Source organism: Streptomyces sp. NPDC020875 (assembly GCF_040641415.1).
Lineage (GTDB): Bacteria > Actinomycetota > Actinomycetes > Streptomycetales > Streptomycetaceae > Streptomyces.
Genome location: NZ_JBFADP010000036.1, coordinates 1 through 23,178, shown reverse-complemented (window position 1 = coordinate 23,178; position 23,178 = coordinate 1). Strand labels below are relative to the sequence as shown.

Genomic DNA, 23,178 nt, shown 5'->3' with positions numbered 1-23,178 from the left:
GAACGGCCGGGCAACCGGATCGGACACCCGTGCCGCCCGGCCGGACCGCCGCCCCCGCCCGGCCTCAGCCGTCGGCCCCCGCCGCCAGCAGATCCACCCCCCGGACGATCTCCGACGGCGCCAGATGGGCGTAGCCCAGCACCAGCCTGACCCCCGGCCCCGGTTCCGCGACCGGGGTCAGTTCGTGCTCCGTCAGCGGCCGTACGGACACCCCCGCCGCCCGTGCCGCCGCCATGAAACGCTCCTCCGGACCGTACCGTTCCGGAAGCCGGGCGATGATGTGCAGCCCGGCGGCGATCCCGCTCACCTCGACCCCGGGGAACCGCTCCGTCAACGCCCCGACCAGGATGTCCCGCCGCTCCCGGTACGCCCGCTGGCACCGCCGGAGCTGCCGGTCGTAGTCCCCGTGCTCGACGAACCGGGCCATCACCGCCTGGTCGAGGGAGGGATTGCCGAGATCGATGGTGCGTTTGCGCTCCACGACCTCGTCGAGCAGTCGCGGCGGCACCAGCAGCCAGCCCATCCGCAGCCCCGGGGCCAGGGACTTGCTCACCGAACCGGTGTACGCGACCCGGTCCGGGTCGAGCCCCTGGAGCGCGCCCACCGGGGCCCGGTCGTACCGGAAGTCCCCGTCGTAGTCGTCCTCCACCACCAGCCCGTCCACGGACCGCGCCCAGTCGAGGAGTTCGACCCGGCGCCGGGCCGAATAGGCGATTCCGGTCGGGAACTGGTGCGACGGCGTGGTCATCACCGTCCGCACCCCCGACCGCCGCAACGGCCCGGTCGCCAGCCCCTCCGGGTCCAGCGGCAGCCCCGTCATCCGCAGCCCGCACGCCGCGAACACCGGACCGTGGACCGGGCTCCCAGGATCCTCCACCCCGATCGCCCGCTCCCCGTGCCCGTGCAGGACGAGCCCTAGCAGGGCCGTGGCCTGGGTGACGCCCGCGCACACCACCAGACAGTCCGGGTCGGCGACCACCCCGCGCCGCCGGGTCAGCAGCGCCGCAAGCGCCGTCCGCAGCCCGGGCAGCCCCCGCGGGTCCGGATAGCTCAGCCCCCGGTGCGGCAGCTCACCGACCACGGTCCGGAACGCGGCCGCCCACGCGGCCCTCGGGAAGAGCGACAGATCGGGCGACCCCGGCCGGAAGTCCACCACGGCCGACCGCCGCCCCCGTACGGGCCCCTGGGCCGCCGGAACACCGGAGCGCACCGCGTCCCCGACCCAGGTGCCCGAACCCCGGCCGCTGCGGAGGTACCCCTCCGCGACGAGCTGTTCGTACGCCTCCGTGACCAGTCCCCGGGAGACCCCCAGATCGGCCGCGAGCGCCCGGCTGGACGGCAGCCGGGTCCCCGCCGCCAGCCGCCCCGACCGGACGGCGTCCCGCAGCGCCTCCTGGAGGGCCCGGCCGCGCCGCCGGGCCGGGGCGGCGGCCGTCGGCAGCAGGAGCTCCCAGGCGAAGCCGCCGCCCGGAGGTGTTCCGTCCGCCGCCGGGCGGCGGGAAGTGGTCCTCGATGACGTCATGGAAGTGGACCTTAAAGGGGACCGCCCCGGTCCCTAGCGTCGTGTCCATGAAGCAACGCGCCACCCGGGCCCCCGCCGCGGCGGACCCGGCCCCCGTCCCCGGCCGTGCCGCGGCCGTCCAGGGCATCCTCCTCGTCACCTTCGCCTACGCCCTGGTCGGGGCCTCCTTCACCGCCAACAGCGTGCTCGGCGACTACCCCTACGCGGGCGGCCAGGCCCTCCGCTACGGCCTCGCCTTCCTGCTCCTGCTGCCCCTGGTGGGCGGTCGTGCGGCCCTCGGCCCCGTCCGGGCCCTCACGACCCGCCAGTGGGTCCGGATCGGGCTGGTCGCGGGGATCGGCATGGTCGGATTCAATCTGGCGGTACTGGCCGCCGAACGCACCGCGGAACCGGCTGTTCCGGGGGTCTTCGTCGGCTGCGCGCCGGTGGTGGTCGCCGTCCTGGTGCCGCTGACGAGCCGCCGCCGCCCCACCCGGCCGGTGCTGTACGGGGCGCTGCTGGTGGCCGCCGGGGCCTTCACCGTCCAGGGCTGGGGGCGTACCGACACGGCGGGCATCGTCTGGTCGGTGGCCGCGCTCGTCGGCGAGGTCGGTTTCGCCGTCCTGGCGGCGCCCGTCCTGCGGCCCCTCGGCCCCCGGCTGCTGACGGCCTGTGTCTGCGCCGTGGCCGCCGTCGAGTCCGTGCTGATCGGACTGATCGTGGACGGGGCCGGCCTGGTCCGGGTACCGACCGGCGCCGAGACGGCCGCCCTGCTCTGGCAGGCGGCGGTGGTCACCGTGATCGGCTTCGTCGCCTGGTACATGGGCGTCCAGCGGATCGGGACCGAACGCGCCACCCTGTTCACCGGGATGATCCCGGTCTCCGCCGCCCTGACCGCGCCGCTGGTGGGGGTGGGCGCGTTCGGCGCCGCCCAGGCCGCGGGCGGGGTCCTGGTCGGCGCCGGGGCGGCCCTGGGCTCCGGGGTCCTCACCCTGCGCCGGAGCCGCGCCCGGGCGTCCGGGGACGCCCCGCCCGCAGTGCCCGAAGTGCCCGAAGCCTCCGGCGACTCCCCGTCGGCGGCGCCCGGCGCCTGCCCGGCATCCGCTCCCGGGAAGCGGTAACAGCGGCCCCCGGGGCGGGTCGTCACCCTCGGGTGACGGCCCGCCCGACCCCTCGGGGGACCGGCGGCGGAGCGTCGCCGCCGGACGCCGACGGGGACCCTGTGACAGGTCCCCGTCGGCGCCACCGGCTCACCGGGCGCCCCGCGCCTCCCTCGTCCGCATCCCGGAGTTCCGGCGCCCCGGCGTCCGCCGTCCGCGCCCCGGACCGTGAGTCCCGTCACGCCGACGCCCGCACGGCCCCGTTCTCCTGGACACACCGACTCCCGTGAGCTGGGATGGGACGGTGGTGAACGACCCCGCTGCCGACGCTCTGACCGATGTCTTCGAGGAGCACCGTCCGCTGCTGACGGGTGTGGCCTACCGGATGCTCGGCCGGATCGCCGACGCCGAGGACGTGGTCCAGGAGGCATGGCTGCGGTGGTCGGCCGGAGACCGTTCCGGGGTACTGGAACCGCGGGCCTTCCTGGTACGGATCACCACGCGATTGGCCGTCGACCGGCTGCGGCAGATCGGCGCCCGCCGCGAGTCGTACCCCGGCCCCTGGCTGCCCGAACCCGTCCCCACCGCCGCCCTCGGAGCACCGGGCGGCCCGGTCCCCGACACGACCGAGCGGGCCGTGCTGACCGACACCGTCTCCCTCGCCGTCCTGGTGGTGCTGGAGGCGCTGTCGCCCGCCGAGCGCGCGGTGTTCGTACTGCGTGAGGCGTTCGGCTTCCCGTACGCGGAGATCGCCGCCGCGCTCGACCGTTCCGAGGCCGCCGTACGGCAGATGGCGGGCCGGGCCCGCCGCCATGTCGAGGACCGCAGACCCCGGTACGACGTCGACCCCGCCCGGTGCCGTGAGGTGACCGAGCGGTTCCTGGCCGCCGCCGGGGGCGGCGATCTCGGTGAACTCCTCGTCCTGCTCGCCCCCGACGCGACCCTGGTCGGCGACAGCGGCGGCAAGTCCAAGGCACCGCTGCGGGTCATCGAGGGCGCCGACAAGGTGGGCCGGTTCCTCATCGGCGCGGCCGGACGCCCGCCGGTGGACATGGAGTTCCGGCCCGTGGTGGTCAACGGCGTCCCCTCGATTCTCGTGCTCTCCGCCGGAATGCCCGATTCCGTACTCCAATTGGGTGTTGTGGACGATCGGATCTCGTGTGTGTACATCCTTCGCAACCCCGACAAGCTGGGTGCGTTGAAGGATCTTCCGCCGTCCGGAAACCGCCCCGCCCCCTTGCTGGTCTGACGCGGATTTCCCGCACGTCGGGGGCGGTGTCCGGAAACCTTCGGATTGGTTTCCGCATCTTCCTGTCCGGGGTGCTAACAGCTCGTGAACGCGCAGGGGAACCGGTCGACTTCAGAGCGTAACCAGGGCAGGATTGGTCTTGACCAAGTTTCCGGGCCGCCCTATGGTCACAGGGCATAGTGCAGGAACCTTTAAAAAAGAACGTAAACAAAGGCGCGGAATAGCCGCCGCTGACACGGCGATCGCGGAGGATCAGGGTGGGGACCACGCAGCTGGAAACTGTGCCGGAGCCGAAGTACTGGCACCTGAAGAACGTGATCGGTGAAGCCCTCGACTCGGACTTCGCGGTCGGGGAGATCCTGCCCAACGAGCGTGAGCTGGCGGCCCGTTTCGGGGTCGCCCGCGCGACGCTCCGCCAGGCCCTCGAACAGCTCGAACTGGAAGGGCGTCTCCAGCGCCGTCGCGGGGTGGGCACCACGGTCGCCCCGCCCCGGCTCGGTGTGGACGTCTCGACGACCCAGCACACCTGGCCCGGCGCCCCCCAGGACGCCTGGCAGGCATTCGACTGCGACCGTACGGCACCGCCCGCGGCGGTCGCCGTGATCCTGGGGACGGCGGCGGGGGAGGAGACGTACGCCCTGCGGCGGCTGCGGGTCAGCCACGGCCAGCCGCTCGCCGCCGAACAGCTCTATGTGCCCGCCGCTTCCGTGCCCGACCTGTCGGCCATAGACGTGCCCTCGGGCGCGGCCCGTGCCCGGTGCGTCCTGCGGGAGTTGCAGCGCCTCGAACTCGACGGCCAGGACCGCTCCGTCGAACTGGGCTCGGCCCGGGCCGACGACGCCAGGGAACTGGACCGGCTGCCCGGCTCGCCCGTACTCGTCGTCACGACCCGCTACTTCTCCCAGGGTCGTACGGTCGCGGTCTCCGTCGCCACCTACCGGGCGGACACCTGCCGGCTGACCTTCGGCGACTCCGGCGATGTCCGGATCAGCCACCACACCGAGGAACGCCGGGCCTCCTGAGCCGGTTTCCGTACGGGTCCGCCCCCCACGGCGACCTCCGTACGGCCACCGCCGGAGGGCAACTCGTGTACGCGCGCCGGTGTTCGGAACTTCCCGGACACGACCCGGGGCAGCCGCCCCGCGCGGCTCGGGACGGAGGATCACCGTCCGTCCCGGGCCCGACAGCTCACCGACCGGCCGCCGCCGGTGCCCCGATCCGTCCCCCACCGGATCAGGGCCCGGCGGCGGCCGGTTCGCCATTCGGCACCGTACGGCCCGGCGGAGGTGTCGGCGTGCCCCTCGATCCGGACCCGGGCGCGGCATCGGGCGCGGGAGGGCCCTCCCGTACGGCTTCCGCCCGCTAGGGCGTGTTGCGAAAGTGGCGCCGTCCGCCCGAAGGGCGGGGCCCGCGGCGTCCGGTGCGTGCAGTCCGCGATGGCGGTGGGGGTCCCCCCGGCGGAGCCAGGGGGCGGTTTTCCTCGTACTGGGCGTACTCGGGAAATCCCGACAACGCTGGGGGCGCCCCCGTGCCCGAAGGGCTACGGGGGAGAATGTGCGTGCCGGGCGTCGCGGGCCAGGCGGGATTTTGACGATACGGCCTAGGGCCCCGACGGCCGGTCGTGCGCCCCGTCAGGGGCCCCGCGCCCCTGACGGCTCCCGGCGTCAGTTGCGCGCCGCCATGGCCTCCACCGCGAACAGCTCGTCCTCGACGTGGTCGAGGGCGATCCGCAGCGCGCCGGTCGCCACCGCCGCCTCCCGCAGCAGGGACAGCACCACCCGCGGCGGGCGCAGGCAGTAGCGCGACAGCTCGCTCCGGAGCGGGGCGAGGATCCCGTCGAGCCCGGCCGCCCAGCCGCCGATCACCACCAGCTCGGGATCGAGCGCCAGCACCAGCGCCGCCACATCGTGCACCAGCCGGTGGAGATAGCGGTCGACGGCGGCCTGGGCCCGTAGGTCCCCGTGCTTGGCCAGGGCGAAGACCTCGGTCACGGCCTGCTCGTCCAGCGGGTGCAACGGCTCGTCCGTCGGCGACAGCAGCTTCTCCGGCCGCATCTCCCGGCCCAGCAGATGCAGCGCCCCGATCTCCCCGGCGGCGCCTCCGAAGCCCCGGTGCAGCCGCCCGTTGATCAGCGAGCCCGCCCCGGGGCTCAGCCCGGCCAGGACGAACACCACGTCGTCGCAGTCCTTGGCGACGCCCTTCCACTTCTCGGCCACGACGGCGGCGTTGGCGTCGTTCTCGACCAGGACCGGGCAGCGGAACGAGCGCTGGATCCGCTGGCCGAGGGCGAGCCCCGTCCAGCCGGGCAGCGCCACCCCCAGCCGAACCGTTCCGTCGGTCTCCACGATCCCCGGACAACCCACCCCGACGGCCCGCAGATTGGACCGGGAGACCCCGGTCCGCCGCAGTACGTCGGCGACCACCACCCGGACCCGGTCCAGCCGGTCGTCGGCCGACGCGGTGTCCGGCACATCGCGCGACGCCGCGCCGATGATCCGCCCGTCGAGACCCGAGAGCAGCGCCGCCACCCGGTGCGGGCCGATCTCGATCCCCAGCAGATGCCCCGCCTCCACCCGGAACCGGAATCTGCGCGCGGGCCTGCCCTGGCGCCGGGCGCCGCCCTCCTCGGGCACGCTCTCGGCCACCAGCCCCGCTTCGATGAGCCCCTCGACCACGCCCTCGACCGTGGGCCGGGACAGGCCCGTGGCCCGGGTCAGATCCGTGAGCGTGGGAGATCCCGCGCCCCGCAGCGCATGGAGTACCACCGCGGAGTTGATCCGCCGCAGCAAGGACGGGTCTCCGCCGGTCAGCCGCCCCACCGTGTGTCCTTCCAGCCCCGGCTCGTGCAGCCCGGGCGCGTTGTCTGCCGGATGGTACTCGTTGACCGCCCCCGTCGCACCGTTCATGGGCCCGGGGCAAGGCGGCACGCCGGGCGCGAACCCTCCGGTCGCCCCGGGAACAGGCGCCCCGGCTGCCCCGGGGACGGCCGCTCCGGGGGTGCCGGGGACGCGCCAGGCCGCCGAATCATCCGGCGGCCGTCCGCAGCCGCCCGTACTCCTCGGCCATGGTCCGCGCGGTCCAGTGCGCGTTGAGCCCGCTCGGGTTCGGCAGCACCCAGATCCCGGTCTCCCCGATCGTCCGCTCCTGCGGGCCGATCCGGGCCTTCGGCTCGGCGAAGGCGACCCGGTAGGCCGTCACCCCGACCACCGCGAGCCAACCCGGCTGCAGCCGCGCCACCTTCTCCCGCAGGACCCGGCCACCCTCGCGGAACTCGGCCGCCGACACCTCGTCGGCCCGCGCGGTCGCCCGCGCCACCACATTGGTGATCCCCAGTCCGTACGAGAGCAGCTCGCCCTGCTCGGCCGGGGCCAGCTGCCGGGGGGTGAACCCCGACAGCCGGAGCACCGGCCAGAACCGGTTCCCGGGCCGGGCGAAGTGGTGGCCGGTCACCGCGGACATCAGACTCGGGTTGATCCCGCAGAACAGCACCGAGAGCCCGGGTGCGACGACATCGTCCACGGTGCTGTCACGGGCGGCCCGCAGCTCCTCCGGCGACGGCAGCGGCACGGACGCCGACGGCCGTCAGAGGATCGCGCCGGGGGCGTACCCGGCGGCGGCCGGATACCGCTTCACGACCTCGTCCACCCGCGACACCACCTCCGCGACCTGCGCGGCGGCGGCACCCGTGAACGACAGCCGGTCCGCCATCAGCGCGTCCAGCGCCGACCGGTCCAGCGGGATCCGCGCGTCCGCCGCCAGCAGATCGAGCAGCTCGTTCCGCTCAGCGCCCCGCTCCCGCATCGCCAGCGCCGACGCCACCGCGTGCTCCTTGATGACCTCGTGCGCCTCCTCCCGGCCCACCCCGGCGCGCACCGCGCCCATCAGGACCTTGGTGGTGGCCAGGAACGGCAGATAGCGGTCCAGTTCCCGGGCGATCACGGCCGGGAAGGCGCCGAACTCGTCCAGGACCGTCAGAAACGTCTCCAGCAGCCCGTCCAGGGCGAAGAAGGCGTCCGGCAGCGCGACCCGGCGCACCACCGAGCAGGACACATCGCCCTCGTTCCACTGGTCGCCCGCCAGCTCCCCGGTCATCGAGGCATAGCCGCGCAGGATCACCATCAGGCCGTTGACGCGCTCGCAGGAGCGGGTGTTCATCTTGTGCGGCATCGCGGACGAGCCGACCTGGCCCGGCTTGAAGCCCTCGGTGACCAGTTCGTGCCCGGCCATCAGCCGGATCGTCTTCGCCAGCGACGAGGGCGCCCCGGCCAGCTGGACCAGCGCCGTCACGACGTCGTAGTCGAGGGAGCGGGGATAGACCTGGCCCACCGAGGTGAACGCCCGGCCGAAGCCCAGATGCCCGGCGACCCGCCGCTCCAGCTCCGCCAGCTTCTCCGCGTCGCCGCCGAGCAGATCCAGCATGTCCTGGGCGGTGCCGACCGGGCCCTTGATACCGCGCAGCGGATAGCGGGCGATCAGCTCCTCCAGCCGCCCGAACGCCACCAGCAGCTCGTCGGCGGCGGTGGCGAACCGCTTGCCCAGCGTCGTCGCCTGCGCGGCGACATTGTGGGAACGGCCCGCGATCACCAGCTCGGAGTTGTCGGCGGCGAGCCGGGAGAGCCGGGAGAGCACGGCGACCGTACGGTCCCGGACCAGTTCGAGGGAGAGCCGGATCTGGAGCTGCTCCACGTTCTCGGTGAGATCGCGGGAGGTCATGCCCTTGTGGACCTGCTCATGACCCGCGAGCGCGTTGAACTCCTCGATCCGCGCCTTCACATCGTGCCGGGTGACCTTCTCGCGCTCCGCGATCGACGCCAGGTCGACCTGGTCGAGCACCCGCTCGTAGTCGGCGAGGGCGGCCTCGGGGACGTCGATCCCCAGATCGCGCTGCGCGCGCAGCACCGCGAGCCAGAGCCGCCGCTCCAGCCTCACCTTCTGCTCGGGGGACCACAGGGCGGCCAGTTCGGCGGAGGCGTACCGGCCGGCCAGGACATTGGGGATGCGGGGCTTCGCAGACACAGCAGTCACGTGGCCGGATTCTACTGGCGATCCGCCCAGGCCAGTGCGCCGGTCCGCGGTACGGACCAGCCGCCGGGGCGCCGGACCCCGCGGCTCCGGGCCCGCTCAGCGGGGGAAGGCGTCGGTGCCGGAGTCGTACGGGAGCAGTTCGGGCCGCTTGGCCGGGCGGCCGTCGCCCGAGGAGCGGCCGGTCAGCCTGCGGCCGATCCAGGGCGCGAGATGGCGGCGGGCGAACCGGAAGTCCGCCGCGCGCCGGTCGCCCCAGCCCGGCGGGGCGGCGGGCGGCAGCGGGGCCCGCCAGTCCTCCTCGGCGGGCAGACCGAGGGCCTGCCAGACCGCCTCGGCCACCCTCCGGTGCCCCTCGGCGGTCAGATGCAGCCGGTCCGCGTCCCAGAGCCGGGGATCGCCCAGCACCGGGGCGCCGTACAGATCGACGACCACCGCGCCGTGCCGGGCTGCCAGGGCGTCCAGATGGGCGTACAGCTCCTCCATCCGCGGCCTGCCCGCGTCCAGCAGCGGTCCGTGGCGGCCGGGGCTGTGCATCAGGACGAGCCGGCCGCAGCCGGGGGCCAGGGTGCCGACCGCCCGGTCCAGCAGCGCGCGTACCCGGTCCATGTCGATCCGGGGCCGCAGTACGTCGTTGAGCCCGCCGACGAAGGTCACCACATCGGCCCGCATGGCCGCCGCCGGGGCGACCTGGTCGTCGACGATCTGCCCGAGGAGTTTGCCGCGTACCGCCAGATTGGCGTAGCGGAAGCCGGGGGAGCGGGCGGCGAGCCGGGCGGCCAGCAGATCGGCCCAGCCGCGGTACGAGCCGTCCGGCCGCAGATCCGACATGCCCTCGGTGAAGGAGTCGCCCAGGGCGACGAGACTGCTGGGGCCCGGGTGGGTCGCGGGGTCGCTGCTGATCTCCATGGCGGAGCGATCCTACCGCGCGGTAGCCGCCCGGCCGCGGGGGTCGCGGAACGCGGAACGGGTGCTTACCGGCCGCCGCCCGGTGGCCGGGAAACCCGGCGGTACGCCCCGGCTCCCGGCCGCCCGGCCCGGCTCCGCCCCGGCGCCCCCGGGGAAACGGCGGCGGCCCGCCCCGGCCGGGCGGAAACCCGGTGGCGGTCTGCCGGGGAGCCCGGGCGAGGGGCCCGGTCCGGGGCGGGGACTCGGGTACGCGCCGCCGCGCGTTCCGGGCGGGGCCCCAGCTGTGCGGTCGCCGAGCGGGATCCGGCGGCGGCTCGCCCCGGCCGGGCGGTCTGCCCTGCTCCGGGCGGAAACCCGGTGGCGGACCGCCGGGGAGCCCGGGCGAGGGGCCCGGTCCGGCGCGTCCCCGCCCCGGGTCGGGGACGCGCCGCCGCACGTTCCGGGCGGGACCCCGGCTGTTCGGTCGCCGAGCGGGGTCCGGCGGCGGCTCGCCCCGGCACGAGGTGGCGGGAGCCCGGCCGCCGCTCGCCCCCGTCCCGGGCGGGGACTCGACGGGCACCCGCCCCGCCTCCGGGCGGAGAGCCCGGCCCGGTCCCGCCCGGCGCCCCCGGGGAAACGGCGGCGGCCCGCCCCGACTCCCCGGAGGAGTACGGAACGGGCCGCCGTGACACGAGGCCGTGCGAGGCCGTGCGGTGGGGGACGTCAGTCCGTCCGGCCGACCAGCTCGCGCAGCACGTCCTCCATGGTCACCAGACCCTCCGGGGCGCCGTCCTCGTCGAGGACCGCGGCCAGATGCGTACCGCTGCGCTGCATCGCCGTCAGGACGTCGTCCAGCGGGGTCGTCGCCCGGACCCGGGCGATCGGCCGCATGGCCGTCACCGGGAAGGCGACATCGCGCGGTACCGCGTCCAGGGCGTCCTTCACATGGAGGTAGCCGAGGATGGTGCGGCTGGAGTCGATCACCGGGAAGCGGGAGAAGCCGGACTCCGCCGACAGCAGCTCCAGCTGCTCCGGAGTCGTCCCGGCGCGGGCGTACACCACCCGCTCCTCCGGCATCACCACGTCCCGGACCGGGCGGCGGCCCAGCTCCAGGGCGTCCCGGAGCCGTCCGGCGGCGCGGCCGTCCAGCAGCCCCGCGTCACCCGAGTCGTCGACCATCCGGGCCAGCTCGTCGTCCGAGAAGGTCGCCGCGACCTCGTCCTTCGTCTCCACCCGCATCAGCTTCAGCAGGGTGTTGGCGAAGGCGTTGATCGTGAAGATCACCGGACGCAGCGCCCGGGCGATGGCGACCAGCGGCGGGCCGAGGATCAGCGCCGTGCGGGTCGGTTCGGCCAGGGCGATGTTCTTCGGCACCATCTCGCCGAGGAGCATGTGCAGATAGGTGGCGAGAGCCAGCGCGATCATGAACGAGATCGGATGGATCAGCCCCTCCGGTACGCCCAGGGAGTGGAAGACCGGCTCCAGCAGATGGGCGATGGCGGGCTCGACGACGATACCGAGCACCAGGGTGCACAGGGTGATGCCGAGCTGGGCGGCGGCCAGCAGGGCGGAGACGTGCTCCAGACCCCACAGGACGCTCTTGGCCCGGCGGTTGCCCGCCTCGGCCTCCGGCTCGATCTGGCTGCGGCGCACGGAGATCAGGGCGAACTCCGCGCCGACGAAGAAGGCGTTGACGACCAGGGTCGCCAGGCCGATGAGCAACTGGATCGTGGTCATCGTCCGGCCTCCCCGCCGTCACGGCCGGATTCGGGGCCGGCGGTGCCGTGCCCCACCCGGGCCTTCCGTACGCCGTCCCGCGGCTCGTCCTCCGCCGTGGGCAGCGGTGCGTGCATCAGCACGCGCGCGGCCCGTCGGCCCGACGCGTCGACCACGTCGAGGCGCCAGCCCAGCAGGTCGATCCGGTCGCCCTCGACCGGGATCCGGCCGAGTTCGGTGGCGATCATTCCGGCCAGCGTCTCGTACGGCCCGTCGGGGGCCTTGAGGCCGATCCGGACCAGCTGGTCGGTGCGGGCGGCGCCGTCCGCCGACCACAGTGCGCGGCCGTCGGCGTCCCGCCCGGCGGGGGCGAGATCCGGGGTCTCCTGCGGGTCGTGCTCGTCACGGACCTCGCCGACGACCTCCTCGACGATGTCCTCCATCGTCACGACACCGGCCGTGCCGCCGTACTCGTCGATGACGACGGCCATGGTGGAACGGCCGCCGAGCCGGTCGAGAAGCCGGTCCACGGTCAGTGTCTCCGGGACCAGCAGCGGCTCGCGCAGCACCTCGGAGACGCTCTTGCGGGGCCGCTGGTCGGCGGGGATCGCCAGGACGTCCTTGATATGCGCGATACCGACGACGGTGTCCAGATTGCCGCGGTAGACCGGGAAGCGGGAGAGGCCGGTGGCCCGGGTCGCGTTGGCCACGTCCTCCACGGTGGCCTGGACGTCGAGGGCGGTGACCTGGACCCGGGGGGTCATCACGTTCTCCGACGTCAGCTCGGCCAGATTCAGCGTACGGACGAACAGCTCGGCGGTGTCCGCCTCCAGCGCGCCCTCCTTCGCCGAGTGCCGGGCGAGGGCGACCAGCTCCTGGGGGCTGCGCGCGGACGCCAGCTCCTCGGTCGGCTCCATGCCGAGCCGGCGCAGGATCCGGTTGGCCGTGTTGTTGAGATGGCTGATCAGCGGCTTGAAGGCGGCGGTGAAGAACCGCTGGAGGGGAGCCACCACCTTCGCCACCGCGAGGGGCGAGGAGATCGCCCAGTTCTTCGGGACCAGCTCGCCGACGACCATCAGGACGACCGTCGAGACGGCCGTACCGAGGACGAGCGCCACGGAGGACGCCACGGACGGCGAGAGACCGAGGTCCTCGACCGGGCCCCGGATGATCTTGGCGATCGACGGCTCGGAGAGCATGCCGACGATCAGATTGGTCACGGTGATGCCGAGCTGGGCGCCCGAGAGCTGGAAGGTCAGACCCTTCACGGCCTTGAGGGCACCGGCGGCGCCCCGTTCACCGCGGGCGACGGCGGCTTCGAGGTCCGCGCGCTCCACGGTGGTGAGGGAGAACTCCGCCGCGACGAAGACACCACACGCGAGGGAGAGCAGCAGCGCCACGAACAGGAGGAGCAATTCGGTCATCGGGTCACCTCCGTCCCACGGCGGGGCGGGCTCGGGAGGCGGAATCGATGTCTGCTACTGGGAGGCTCGTCCATGGACGGACGCTCACACCTTTCCTCGATGACGACAGTTGGTCCACCCATAGTAAAGGAGCGGCAAAGTTCCTTCGCGGAGTCCCGGTGAAGGTCCGCGGGCGGAGCCGGGGGAGTGGACCGGGTGCGACGGCACCCGTTCCATCGTGACATCCCCGACCCCTCCGTGCCGAGGGCTCGTGGTGTACGCCACGGGCGGCGCGGCGGTCCGGCCCGCCGCCCGGCGGGCCCCTCGGGGCGTGTCCCCCGTACGAGGGACAACGGCCCCGGCCTCCGGGGCGGCTCCGGACTTCCCGGGGACGGCGGCCCGTCCGGGGCTCAGACCTCCGAGGGGGCGAAGGGCTTCACCCAGCGCCGCCAGTGGTCCTCGCGGTGATATCCGGCGGCGGCCCAGGCCCGGTGCGCGGGCTCGTTGCTCTCCAGCACCATCGCGTCGCCGCGCCGGCCGCCCACGGCCGTGAACCGGCGCTCGGCCGCCGCCAGCAGCGCCGAACCCACACCACGCCTGCGGTACGAGGGGTGGACGGCGAGCCGGTAGAGGGAGCAGCGCCACCCGTCGTACCCGGCGATCACCGTACCGACCAGGGTGCCGTCCGAGGTCTCGGCGAGGACGAGCGCCTCCGGATCCCGGGTGATCAACGCGGTGACGCCCTCGGGGTCGTCGGTGATGCTCGTCCCCTCCGCCGCCTCCCGCCAGAACCGCAGCACGGCTCCGGCCTCGTCGATCCGGGCGGTACGGGTGTATATGCGGAGATCGCTCATGGCGCGACCCAAACACGGCGAGAGCTCGGCCCGCCACCGGATTCCGGCCCGTACGCGGCCGGGCCCGGGTCACGGGCCGCGACCCGGGGAGCCCGCCGTCATCCGTCCCCGTCCTGCCGGGGACGGCGTACCACCACGGTCCCCGCGTCCAGATCCACCCGGAACGGCGGCTCGTCGGCCGGCCGGACGTTCCGCCGGACCCGCTCCCGCTCCATGGAGGTACTGACGGCCCGGGCCGTCGGATCCGACTCCTGGAGGAAGTCGGCGCCGATGGACGAGAGCGTCTTCGTTCTCCGCCAGTAGATCCAGTGGCGAGCCTCCATCCACAGCAGCACCCGGTCCGCGAGCAGGGCGGCCGAGCCCGCGGCGGCCAGTCCGCCGGTCGTCCACAGCACGGTGGTCAGCACATCCGCCCAACGGACGGGCCCCGTACCGGGGTTCCCCGTTCCGCCGTCCGGACGGGAACGGTCAGCCGGGCGTCCCCGGCTCCCCGCCGGGAGCGGCGCCCCGGCCCTCCGGGCCCGGAGCCGGGAACGGACGCCGGGCCACCCCCAGCACACACGCGGACGTCGGCAGCCGCTCGCCGCCCTCGGGCACCGTCAGCCGGCGGTACGCGCCCAGGTCGAACCCCGCCTCGTCCAGCGCCGCCAGGGTGTCCCGCGAGGTGTGGCAACCTCCGAAGAGCCGGGGCCACACCGTCGCGTCCAGGGCCCGCTGCACCCGGACCATCCCCCGGGACGAGGCCGGTCCGTGCTCGAAGAACCTCAGCTCACCGCCGGGCCGCAGGACCCGGTGCAGCTCCGCGAGGGCGCGCGGGACGCTCCGTACGGAGCAGAGCACCAGCGACACCACGGCGGCGTCGAACGCCTCCGACTTCACCGGCAGCGCCTCCGCCGTCCCCGGCACCACGTCGACCGGTACACCGGCCCGCCGCGCCGCCTCCAGCGCCAGCCCCCGCAGGACCGGCTCCGGCTCGATCGCCACGACCTCCGAGACGGCCCGCGGGTAGTGCGCGAAGTTCAGACCGTTGCCCGCACCGATCTCGATCACCCGGCCGGAGAGCCCGGCGAGCAGTTCACGACGGTGGTCCACGATCCCGGCCCGGGTGTCGAGCCGGGTACTGAGGCGGGCGTAGAACCGGGAGAAGACGGGGTGGTGCACGCCGTCCCGGGACGGCGCGGACGTTCGGCGCACGGTCATCGCGGGCCTCCTCGGCGGGCGGGCGCGTCAGCCCCCATTCTCCTCCGGTTCCGGTACGGGACACCACCACGGGTCGCCCCGCGCCGGTTCGGGGCGCCGGGTCACGGCCCGGCGCCGCCCGGGCCGGGTCGTCGAAATCGCGCCCGGCCCGTGGCGCCCGGCACGCGCGTTCTCCCCCGTAGCCCTTCGGGCACGGTGAGGTCCTCCCGGGGCGGAGCCCAGAGGGCGTGCCCCCCCGGCGTTGTCGGGATGTCCCGAGTACGTCCCGTACGAGGGAAACCGCCCCCCCTGGCTCCGCCGGGGGACCCCACCGCCATCGCGACCGTACGCACCGGACGCCGCGGGCCCCGCCCTTCGGGCGGACGGCGCCATTTCGACGACACGGCCTACGGACCGGAACCGCCGCGGGACCCGCCCCTGGGCGGCCGGGGCCGCCGCCCTGCGGCCTATTCCGCGGCCGTGAAGGCCACGTCGAGGCCCGCGGTGAAGGCCGCCGCGTCCCACACCCCGCCCAGTTCCGGGGCCAGCCACCGGGCCGCGCGGTCCCGGAACACCTCGGGCGGGAGCGTGCCCGCCCCCTCGGGCACCGCGCCCAGCAGCGGCGCGTCCGCGACCACGGGGAGATCGGTCAGATTGCACCGTGCCGCCAGATCGGGGTCGTCCGGCCAGCTGCCCACGACGACCCCCAGCGGCTCGACCCCGCGGGCCCGCAGCGCCTCCGCCGTGAGCGCGACACCGTTGAGGGTGCCGAGCCCGGCGGGTGCCACGATCAGTACCGGCGCGGCCAGCAGTACGGCGACGTCTGCCAGGGTGCCGCCGTCCGGGTCGAACCGGACGAGCAGCCCGCCCGCGCCCTCCACGAGTACCAGTTCGTGTTCGACCGCCGCCTTCGCGACCGCGTCCGCGGCGTCCCGGGGCCGTACGGCCACCGCTCCCGCCCGCCGGGCGGCTGTCGCCGGAGCCAGCGGCTCCGGATAGCGCGCCAGTTCGACGCCGCGCACCGGGCCCGCCAGCCGCGCCACCTCGGCCACATCACCGGGCTCACCGGGCCCGACTCCGGTCTGGGCCGGTTTCACCACCGCCACGCTCCGCCCGCGCGCCCGCGCGAGCGCCGCGATCGCGGCCGTGACCACGGTCTTCCCGATCTCGGTGCCCGTCCCGGAGACCACCACGACCGCCGGGTCCGTACCGTTCCGCATCGCGCCCCTCATCCCGCCGTCGCCGCCGCCACGACCGCCTCGCACAGGGTGCCGAGGTCCTCGTCGTCCATCACGAACGGCGGCATCACATAGACCAGATCGTTGAACGGCCGCAGCCAGACACCGGCGCGCACCGCCGCCGCCGTGGCCGCCGCCATGTCCACCGGGTGGTCGAGCTGGACCACCCCGATCGCGCCGAGTACCCGGACGTCGGCCACCCCCGGCAGCTCCGCCGCGGGTGCCAGCCCCTCCCGCAGCGCGCCCTCGATCCGCTTGACCTCGAACGCCCAGTCCTGGTCCAGCAGCAGCCCGATCGAGGCGTACGCGATCGACGCCGCCAGCGGGTTGGCCATGAACGTGGGGCCGTGCGCCAGGACCGGGAACTCGCCCCGGGAGATCCCGTCGGCGATCCGCGGCGTGCAGAGCGTCGCCGCCATCGAGACGTAGCCGCCGGTCAGCGCCTTGCCCAGACACATCACATCGGGACAGACCCCGGCGTGCTCCGCCGCGAACAGGGTGCCCGTACGGCCGAATCCGGTCGCTATCTCGTCGAAGACCAGCAGGACGCCGTGCTCGTCGCACGCCTCCCGCAGTACCCGCAGATAGGCCGGGGAGTGGAACCGCATGCCGCCCGCGTTCTGCACCACCGGCTCCACGACGACCGCGGCCACCTCGTCGGCGTGCTCGGCCACCATCTCCCGCAGATGGTCCGCGTACGACGCGTCGTAGTCGTCGAAACCGGACGGCGGCGCGTCGGCGAACAACTGCTCGGGCAGCACCCCGGACCAGAGCCGGTGCATCCCGCCGCCGGGGTCGCAGACCGACATCGGCTGCCAGGTGTCGCCGTGATAGCCGCCGCGCCAGGTCAGCAGCCGCCGCTTCGCGGGCCGCCCGGCCGAACGCCAGTACTGGAGGCACATCTTCACCGCGACCTCGACGGAGACCGATCCCGAGTCGCTGAGAAAGACATGGCGCAGCGGCTCGGGGGTGATCTCCACCAGCCGGGTCGCGAGCCGAACGGCGGGCTCGTGGGTGAGCCCGCCGAACATCACATGGCTCATCCGGTCCAGCTGGCCGCGCGCGGCCTCGTTGAGGACGGGGTGGTTGTAGCCGTGCAGCGCCGACCACCAGGACGCCATGCCGTCGATCAGCTCACGGCGGCCGTGTACGGGCTCCGCGAGCCGCAGCCGTACGCCGGACGCGGAGGAGACGACGAGCGGGTCGGTCCGGCCGGGCATCGGGGCGTACGGATGCCAGACATGGGCCCGGTCGAGCGCCAGCAGTTCCGGGACCGGCAGCTCAGGCATTGGGGGCCACCTCGGTGCCCGCGCCCCGGCGGCGTACCGCCACCAGATCGGGGCGCGGCCGTGATCCGGCGCCGGGCGCGTCCGCCTCCGTACCGTCTCCGGCACCCCCGGCATCCCCGGCCCGCTCGGTGCCTCCGGTGTCCGCGGTCACGTCGGCTTCGGCGGACGGGCCGCAGACCGAGCCGCATCCGGCCGCCCCGCCGCAGCCACCGGCCGCCTCGCCGGTAGCGGCGGCGTCGGCCCCGGACGGCGCATGGGCGTGGGACCCGCCGCAGCCCCCGGCGGCGGCCCGGTGCGGCGGCAGTGTCGTCGTCCCGGCGCCCTCCACCTCGAACCCCGCGTCGGCGATCATCTCCAGATCGGCCCGGCCCGCCTGCCCCTCACTCGTCAAGTAGTCGCCGAGGAAGACGGAGTTGGCGAGATGGAGCGCGAGCGGCTGAAGGGTGCGCAGATGGATCTCCCGGCCCGCGGCGAGCCGTACCTCCACATCGGGGCAGACGAACCGGACCATCGCCAGGATCCGCAGACAGCGCTGCGGCGACAGATGCCACTCCTTCGCCAGCGGGGTGCCCTCGAAGGGGATCAGGAAGTTCACCGGAACGGAGTCCGGATCCAGCTCCCGCAGGGCGAAGACCACATCGACCAGGTCCTCGTCCGTCTCACCCATCCCGGCGATCAGCCCGGAGCAGGGCGAGAGCCCGGCCGTCCGCGCCCGCCCGACGGTCTCCACCCGGTCCGCGTAGGTGTGGGTGGTGGTGATGTCCGCGTAGGTCGCCTCGGAGGTGTTCAGATTGTGGTTGTACGCGTCGGCGCCAGCCGCCCGCAGCCGCTCCGCCTGCCCGTCGGAGAGCAGCCCGAGACAGGCGCAGACCTCGACGTCCTCGTTCCGTTCCTTGATCGTCTCGATGGTGCGGGAGACCCGCTCCACATCGCGGTCGGTCGGACCCCGGCCGCTCGCCACCAGACAGACCCGCTTGGCGCCGCCCGCGACCCCGGCGGCGGCCGCTTCGGACGCCTCCTCCGGCTTGAGCCAGGTGTACTTGAGGATGCCCGCGGTCGACCCCAGCCGCTGCGAGCAGTACGAGCAGTCCTCGGGACAGAGCCCCGACTTCAGATTGACGAGATAGTTGAGTTTCACCCGCCGCCCGAACCACTGGCGGCGCACCCGGCCCGCCGCGGCCACCACATCGAGTACGTCGTCGTCGGAGGTCGCCAGAACCGCCAGCGCCTCGTCCCGGGTCGGCGGCTCGCGCCGCAGCCCCTTCTCCACCAGCCTGTCGAGAAGCTCCATGGCGCCGATCCTGGCGTACCGGACTCCCCCCGGGAAAGTCGGAATCTCACAACAGACCGCCGACGAAGTGTGTGTATGACCACATGTGGAGCCGGGGCGCACCCGGTTAGCCTCTGTGAGCTGCCTACAAAACGAACTGGTCGACGGCGGACGCCGGAGCGGCGCCCGCGCGGCGGCCACGACCGCCCGGCGGCGGAACCCACGGGAACGAGCGGGGGAGCGCGACAGATGCCCGATGACCCCTTCGGCTGGCTCGACGACGAGTCCGCGCGCCGGGAGCGCGCCGGGCTGGTCCGCGCGCTCCGGCCGCGCACCGCCGACCCGGAGACGCTCGATCTCGCGGGCAACGACTATCTGGGCCTCACCCGGCACCCCGAGGTGGTGGCCGCCGCCGCTGCCGCCGCGCACCGCTGGGGCGCGGGCGCCACCGGCTCGCGGCTGGTCACCGGAAGCACCACCGCGCACGCCGCCCTGGAACGCGAACTCGCCGCGTTCTGCGGCTTCGAGGCCGCCCTCGTACTGGCCTCCGGCTACGCCGCCAATCTGGCCGCCGTCACGGCGCTCGGCGGACCGGGGTCCCTGATCGTCTCGGACGCCGCCAACCACGCCTCGATCGTCGACGGCTGCCGGCTCGCCAGGGCCGAGACCGAGATCGCCGCCCACGGCGACCCCGCGGCCGTACGGAAGATCCTCGACGCCCGCCCCCGGTACCGGGCGCTGGTCGTCACGGACGCGGTCTTCTCAGTCGACGGCGACGCGGCACCGCTGGCCGAACTCGCCGCGATCACCGCCGAACGCGGTGCGGCGCTCCTGGTGGACGACGCGCACGGGCTCGGCGTCCTCGGGCCCGGCGGGCGCGGTACGCCGTACGCCGCCGGGATCGCCGGAAACCCGGGCGTGGTGGCGACCGTGACCCTCTCCAAGTCCCTCGGCAGCCAGGGCGGCGCGGTACTCGGCCCGGCCCGGGTCATCGCCCATCTGGTCAACACCGCGCGGACGTTCATCTTCGACACCGGACTCGCCCCGGCGGCCGTGGGCGCGGCCCGGGCGTCGCTGCGGCTGCTGGCACGGGAACCGGGCCGCGCCGACCGGGTCCGCGCGGTCGCCGCCGAACTGTACGCCCGGCTCACCGGGGCGGGGCTGACCGCCGCGCGCCCCGACGCGGCGGTGGTGTCGGTACGGGCACCCTCGCCCGAGGCCGCCGTCCGCTGGGCCGCCGACTGCCGGACGGCGGGGCTCCAGGTGGGGTGCTTCCGGCCCCCGTCGGTTCCGGACGGGGTCTCCCGGCTCCGGCTGACCGCCCGGGCCGATCTCACGGACGAGCAGATCGCCGCGGCGGTCGCCACCGTGATCGGCACCGCGCCGCCCGAGGCCCTGCCTCCGGGCCGGACACCCGTCCGCCCGGCTCCGGAGCGCTGAACGGCGCACCGAGGCCGGACATTTGCGTATGGGTATGGCTAAAAACGGTCTTGCGTGGCAGAGTTCACCGCTTCGGGCGACAGTTGTCCACAGATCTTGGCGGATCGTGCCTGCGGCGGCAGGATGAGGGCAGTCCGACGCTCGGTGCCCCGCCGAAGCCGTCCGAGCGGCCCCGCCCCGGGCCGCCGGGAGCCGGGAGACCGGGACGTCGGAGGCGCGGCCGAGGCACGGCCGCGGCTGGGAAGGGACGGCGTCGCCATGGCGGATCTGCTGGAGAGTTCGATCACTCTGCCGAGCGACCCCGGGTCGGTGTCCGTGGCGCGCGGACATGTCACCGAAGTCGTCGCCGAGTGGGGGCTGCCGCCCGGTGGGGACATGGCCGACACCATCCGGCTGATCGTCTCCGAACTGACGACCAACGCCGTCCAGCACACCTTCGGCCAGTCGCCCACCTTCACCGTCGATCTGCTGCTGGAGCGCGACGAGGAGCTGAGGATCGGGGTGACGGACAGCCATCCCCGCCGGCCGCAGCGGCTGCCCGCCGCGGTCCGGCAGGACAACGGGCGGGGGATGGTCATCGTCCGCAGCCTCACCGCGCACAGCGGCGGCCGGCTGACGGTCACACCGACGCCGGACGGCGGCAAGACCGTCTGGGTCGCCCTGCCGTGGGCCCCGACGGCCCGGGACGGCGCCGACCGGAACCAGAGCCGGAACCAGGGCCGGGACCGGGGCCGCGGGCCCGGTGAGCCGTAGGCACCGGCGCTCCGCCGCCCGGGCGGCGCCGGGGCACCCAGGACGCGCGGCGGCCCCGGAGGAGGATCCCCCCCCCGGGGCCACTACGCGGCTCAGCTCCGCCGGAGCGTCACTTGACGCGCCCGTACGACACGCTCTTGGTCCAGATCTTGTCCAGCTTCACCCAGGAACCCCGCTTGGGCGAGTGCCAGATCTTCCCCTTCCCGGCATATATCCCGACGTGGTAGACCCCGCCGCTGCCGTGGAAGAAGACCAGGTCTCCGGCCTGGCGCGACTTCACCGAGATCTTGCGGGTCTTGTTGTACTGCTGCTGCGCGGTCCGCGGGAGCTTCTTCCCTGCCTGCTTGTACGAGTAGACCGTCAGCCCCGAGCAGTCGAAGCGGGACGGGCCCGCCGCGCCGTACTTGTACGGTGCCCCCTTCTTGGACGCGGCGACCTTCAGAGCCTTGCCCGCGTGCGCCGTGGCGGCGGCCTGCGCCTCCGGCGTACCGCCCGGTACGACCATCGAGGCACCGAGCGCCGCGATCGTCAGGGCGGACACGGTGCCCGCCCGGCCGAGCAGGGACGGGACGTTCATCTGCGCACTCATGCGCAACCCTTCGTCAGCCGCCTGTGAAGGATGACCTGTCGGGTTCGGGCGGACGAAGGTGCCCGGCCGCTGGCGCGGCTTCACCCCTAGGGACTTCCGGATCGATCGCTCCGGCCGTCCCGTACTGCCTGGGTCCTCCACTCCTGCCGAATGCACTTCTGTCGACCAGTCATCCGGGACAGCGGCAGGACTCGGCGTCCGCCCGGACCGCCCCGCCGAGGTGACGGGGGCTTGTCGTCCCACGGATCTTGACCCATCAAGTGCCGGATTTCGAAGCCAAAACGGCGATATGTGAGTTTCGCCACGAATGCGCCGTTCGTATGAATCGGGCCGGCGCGGCGCGCCTCCGTGGACACCCGAAGGGTCGCTCACCAGGCCGGGGATAGGACTTTCCGTTAGCGGGATCGTCGGCCCGGCGCAACTCGACCGTAGTCGTTACCCGCGGTTCGACTCCACCGATCGAGGGAGGAGTTATCCCACTCGAACGGCGGTTGACGGACGGCCGACGGGGCGTCAGTGCGACGGCGACTTCGGGATCGTGACCCGGAATGTCCGCCTTTCGCCGTCGAGTACGCGCAAAGCCTGCGCGAGAGTCGCGGTATGCAGCTCGCTCTCGCCCCGGCGATGCATCAGCGTCAGGGCGTCCCGGAGCTCGATCGCCCGCGCCACCAGCGCCTGAGCGGCCCGCAGGGCGCCGTACGTATGTTCCGAACGGGCCGGATTGATCCGGCCCACCAGATCGGCGACGGCGAGATAGGCATCGAGCAACTCCCCCTCGGCACGGGTGAGCGCGGGCAGCGGCGGAAGCTCGGGACGGGGTACGGCAGGGGTCATCGCGAGCCGCCGGGCCCAGAGCTCTTCCGGCTGCCGATCACCTGGTCCACCAGGCCGTACTCCTTCGCGCCCGCCGCGTCCAGGAAGAGATCGCGCTCCAGATCGGCCGCCACCCCCCGCTCCGTCCGGCCGGTGTGCCGGGCCAGCACCTCCGTCGCCACGGCCCGTTGGCGCAGCAACTCCCGCGCCTCGATCTCCAGATCGGACGGCATCCCCCGCATCGGCTCGTCGAGGGCGGGCTGCCGGAGCACGATCCGCGCCCCCGGCAGCGCCATCCGCTTCCCCGGCGCCCCGGCCGCGAGCAACAGGGCTGCCGCCGCGGCGACCTGGCCGATACAGGTCGTCTCCACATCGCAGGTGATCACCTGCATCGTGTCGTAGACCGCCAGCGCCGCACTGAGCGAGCCGCCGGGGGAGTTGAGGTAGAGGGCGATGTCCCGGTCCGGGTCGGCGTGTTCGAGATGGAGGAACTGGGCGATCGCGTCATTGGCCGCCGTGTCGTCCACCGGGGTGCCGATGAAGATGATCCGCTCCTCCAGCAGCTTGCTGTACGGATCCATGGTCCGGACGCCCCGACTGGTCCGCTCGGTGAGCTGGGGAAGGACATAGCGGGCGGCGGGACGGCTGGTCATGGCGTACCTCGTTCCTCGGGGCCTGTCGTCTGTAAAAAATGTACAGGACGTACAGTTCGTCAGGAGGTGTCGACCGGGAATCCCCGAACGAATCCCCTGGTCGGAGCGGAGATTTCGCCCTCGGCGAGCGGCGGCGGCCGACCCGGTTCGCGTACGGCCCCGGCGGGGGGGGGGGGGGCGGCGGCCCGCGGCGGCGGGCCCCCCCGCGCCCGAACACAGCT

21 protein-coding genes and 1 riboswitch are annotated in these 23,178 nt (G+C 74.0%); of the genes, 5 read left to right on the top strand and 16 right to left on the bottom strand.

Features of this window, described 5'->3' with window-relative positions:
• Nucleotides 1-64: 64 nt before the first annotated feature.
• The gene (locus AB0G74_RS21205; RefSeq protein ID WP_361148464.1) at nucleotides 65-1,522 is read right to left on the bottom strand and encodes a PLP-dependent aminotransferase family protein; all 1,458 of its coding nucleotides are present in this window, start codon (nucleotides 1,520-1,522) and stop codon (nucleotides 65-67) included.
• Between the two features lie 47 nt (nucleotides 1,523-1,569).
• Between AB0G74_RS21205 and AB0G74_RS21200 the strand changes: the two genes are divergently transcribed.
• The 3 genes from AB0G74_RS21200 (at nucleotide 1,570) to AB0G74_RS21190 (ending at nucleotide 4,872) form a co-directional block, all read left to right on the top strand.
• Nucleotides 1,570-2,622 carry an EamA family transporter gene (locus AB0G74_RS21200; protein ID WP_361148462.1) on the top strand — a complete coding sequence of 351 codons (1,053 nt, stop codon included), beginning with the start codon at nucleotides 1,570-1,572 and terminating at the stop codon, nucleotides 2,620-2,622.
• Between the two features lie 265 nt (nucleotides 2,623-2,887).
• Nucleotides 2,888-3,850 (top strand): RNA polymerase sigma factor SigJ, encoded by a 963-nt coding sequence (gene sigJ, locus AB0G74_RS21195; RefSeq protein ID WP_361148460.1) that lies wholly within the window; start codon nucleotides 2,888-2,890, stop codon nucleotides 3,848-3,850.
• A 257-nt stretch (nucleotides 3,851-4,107) separates the two neighbouring features.
• Complete coding sequence (locus tag AB0G74_RS21190) at nucleotides 4,108-4,872, top strand: GntR family transcriptional regulator (RefSeq protein WP_361148458.1); 765 nt, start codon at nucleotides 4,108-4,110, stop codon at nucleotides 4,870-4,872.
• Between the two features lie 642 nt (nucleotides 4,873-5,514).
• On the opposite strand, the gene AB0G74_RS21185 is transcribed toward AB0G74_RS21190, so the two are convergent.
• The 12 genes from AB0G74_RS21185 to bioB form a co-directional block, all read right to left on the bottom strand.
• Nucleotides 5,515-6,669: an ROK family transcriptional regulator gene (locus AB0G74_RS21185; protein WP_361148587.1), complete on the bottom strand. Its 1,155-nt coding sequence runs from the start codon at nucleotides 6,667-6,669 to the stop codon at nucleotides 5,515-5,517.
• Nucleotides 6,670-6,874: 205 nt separating this feature from the next.
• Nucleotides 6,875-7,417, bottom strand: a complete 543-nt coding sequence (gene mug / locus AB0G74_RS21180) for a G/U mismatch-specific DNA glycosylase (protein ID WP_361148456.1) — start codon at nucleotides 7,415-7,417, stop codon at nucleotides 6,875-6,877.
• Between the two features lie 15 nt (nucleotides 7,418-7,432).
• Nucleotides 7,433-8,866, bottom strand: a complete 1,434-nt coding sequence (gene purB / locus AB0G74_RS21175) for an adenylosuccinate lyase (RefSeq protein ID WP_361148585.1) — start codon at nucleotides 8,864-8,866, stop codon at nucleotides 7,433-7,435.
• Nucleotides 8,867-8,971: 105 nt separating this feature from the next.
• A complete protein-coding gene (locus AB0G74_RS21170) occupies nucleotides 8,972-9,781 on the bottom strand; it encodes an SGNH/GDSL hydrolase family protein (protein ID WP_361148454.1) in 810 nt (269 codons plus the stop codon).
• Nucleotides 9,782-10,483: 702 nt separating this feature from the next.
• The gene (locus AB0G74_RS21165; RefSeq protein ID WP_361148452.1) at nucleotides 10,484-11,497 is read right to left on the bottom strand and encodes a hemolysin family protein; all 1,014 of its coding nucleotides are present in this window, start codon (nucleotides 11,495-11,497) and stop codon (nucleotides 10,484-10,486) included.
• Nucleotides 11,494-12,900 (bottom strand): hemolysin family protein, encoded by a 1,407-nt coding sequence (locus AB0G74_RS21160; protein ID WP_361148450.1) that lies wholly within the window; start codon nucleotides 12,898-12,900, stop codon nucleotides 11,494-11,496. The genes AB0G74_RS21165 and AB0G74_RS21160 overlap by 4 nt, the downstream gene beginning before the upstream one ends.
• Nucleotides 12,901-13,289: 389 nt before the next feature.
• Nucleotides 13,290-13,733: a GNAT family N-acetyltransferase gene (locus tag AB0G74_RS21155; protein ID WP_361148448.1), complete on the bottom strand. Its 444-nt coding sequence runs from the start codon at nucleotides 13,731-13,733 to the stop codon at nucleotides 13,290-13,292.
• Nucleotides 13,734-13,831: 98 nt separating this feature from the next.
• Nucleotides 13,832-14,140 carry a hypothetical protein gene (locus AB0G74_RS21150; protein WP_361148446.1) on the bottom strand — a complete coding sequence of 103 codons (309 nt, stop codon included), beginning with the start codon at nucleotides 14,138-14,140 and terminating at the stop codon, nucleotides 13,832-13,834.
• Between the two features lie 61 nt (nucleotides 14,141-14,201).
• Nucleotides 14,202-14,933, bottom strand: a complete 732-nt coding sequence (locus AB0G74_RS21145; RefSeq protein WP_361148444.1) for a class I SAM-dependent methyltransferase — start codon at nucleotides 14,931-14,933, stop codon at nucleotides 14,202-14,204.
• Between the two features lie 446 nt (nucleotides 14,934-15,379).
• Nucleotides 15,380-16,132, bottom strand: coding sequence for a dethiobiotin synthase (gene bioD / locus AB0G74_RS21140; RefSeq protein ID WP_361148442.1), 753 nt, complete (start codon nucleotides 16,130-16,132; stop codon nucleotides 15,380-15,382).
• 8 nt (nucleotides 16,133-16,140) lie between these two features.
• Nucleotides 16,141-17,439: an adenosylmethionine--8-amino-7-oxononanoate transaminase gene (locus AB0G74_RS21135; protein WP_361148440.1), complete on the bottom strand. Its 1,299-nt coding sequence runs from the start codon at nucleotides 17,437-17,439 to the stop codon at nucleotides 16,141-16,143.
• Nucleotides 17,432-18,730, bottom strand: a complete 1,299-nt coding sequence (bioB, locus tag AB0G74_RS21130) for a biotin synthase BioB (RefSeq protein ID WP_361148438.1) — start codon at nucleotides 18,728-18,730, stop codon at nucleotides 17,432-17,434. Before bioB ends, AB0G74_RS21135 begins: the two co-directional genes overlap by 8 nt.
• Before the next feature lie 228 nt (nucleotides 18,731-18,958).
• On the opposite strand from bioB, the gene AB0G74_RS21125 reads away from it, so the two are divergent.
• Both AB0G74_RS21125 and AB0G74_RS21120 read left to right on the top strand, forming a co-directional pair.
• Nucleotides 18,959-20,149 (top strand): 8-amino-7-oxononanoate synthase, encoded by a 1,191-nt coding sequence (locus AB0G74_RS21125; RefSeq protein ID WP_361148436.1) that lies wholly within the window; start codon nucleotides 18,959-18,961, stop codon nucleotides 20,147-20,149.
• Between the two features lie 258 nt (nucleotides 20,150-20,407).
• Nucleotides 20,408-20,902: an ATP-binding protein gene (locus AB0G74_RS21120; protein WP_361148434.1), complete on the top strand. Its 495-nt coding sequence runs from the start codon at nucleotides 20,408-20,410 to the stop codon at nucleotides 20,900-20,902.
• A 109-nt stretch (nucleotides 20,903-21,011) separates the two neighbouring features.
• Here the strand turns inward: AB0G74_RS21120 and AB0G74_RS21115 are convergent, their stop codons facing one another.
• The 3 genes from AB0G74_RS21115 to AB0G74_RS21105 all read right to left on the bottom strand — a co-directional run bounded on the left by AB0G74_RS21115 (nucleotide 21,012) and on the right by AB0G74_RS21105 (nucleotide 22,957).
• Nucleotides 21,012-21,491, bottom strand: a complete 480-nt coding sequence (locus tag AB0G74_RS21115; RefSeq protein WP_358826099.1) for a C40 family peptidase — start codon at nucleotides 21,489-21,491, stop codon at nucleotides 21,012-21,014.
• Between the two features lie 3 nt (nucleotides 21,492-21,494).
• A riboswitch (cyclic di-AMP (ydaO/yuaA leader) is annotated at nucleotides 21,495-21,656 on the bottom strand.
• A 348-nt stretch (nucleotides 21,657-22,004) separates the two neighbouring features.
• Nucleotides 22,005-22,325 (bottom strand): hypothetical protein, encoded by a 321-nt coding sequence (locus tag AB0G74_RS21110; protein ID WP_361148432.1) that lies wholly within the window; start codon nucleotides 22,323-22,325, stop codon nucleotides 22,005-22,007.
• On the bottom strand, nucleotides 22,322-22,957 hold the full coding sequence (locus tag AB0G74_RS21105; protein WP_361148430.1) for an ATP-dependent Clp protease proteolytic subunit: 636 nt from the start codon (nucleotides 22,955-22,957) through the stop codon (nucleotides 22,322-22,324). The genes AB0G74_RS21110 and AB0G74_RS21105 overlap by 4 nt, the downstream gene beginning before the upstream one ends.
• Nucleotides 22,958-23,178: the final 221 nt, after the last annotated feature.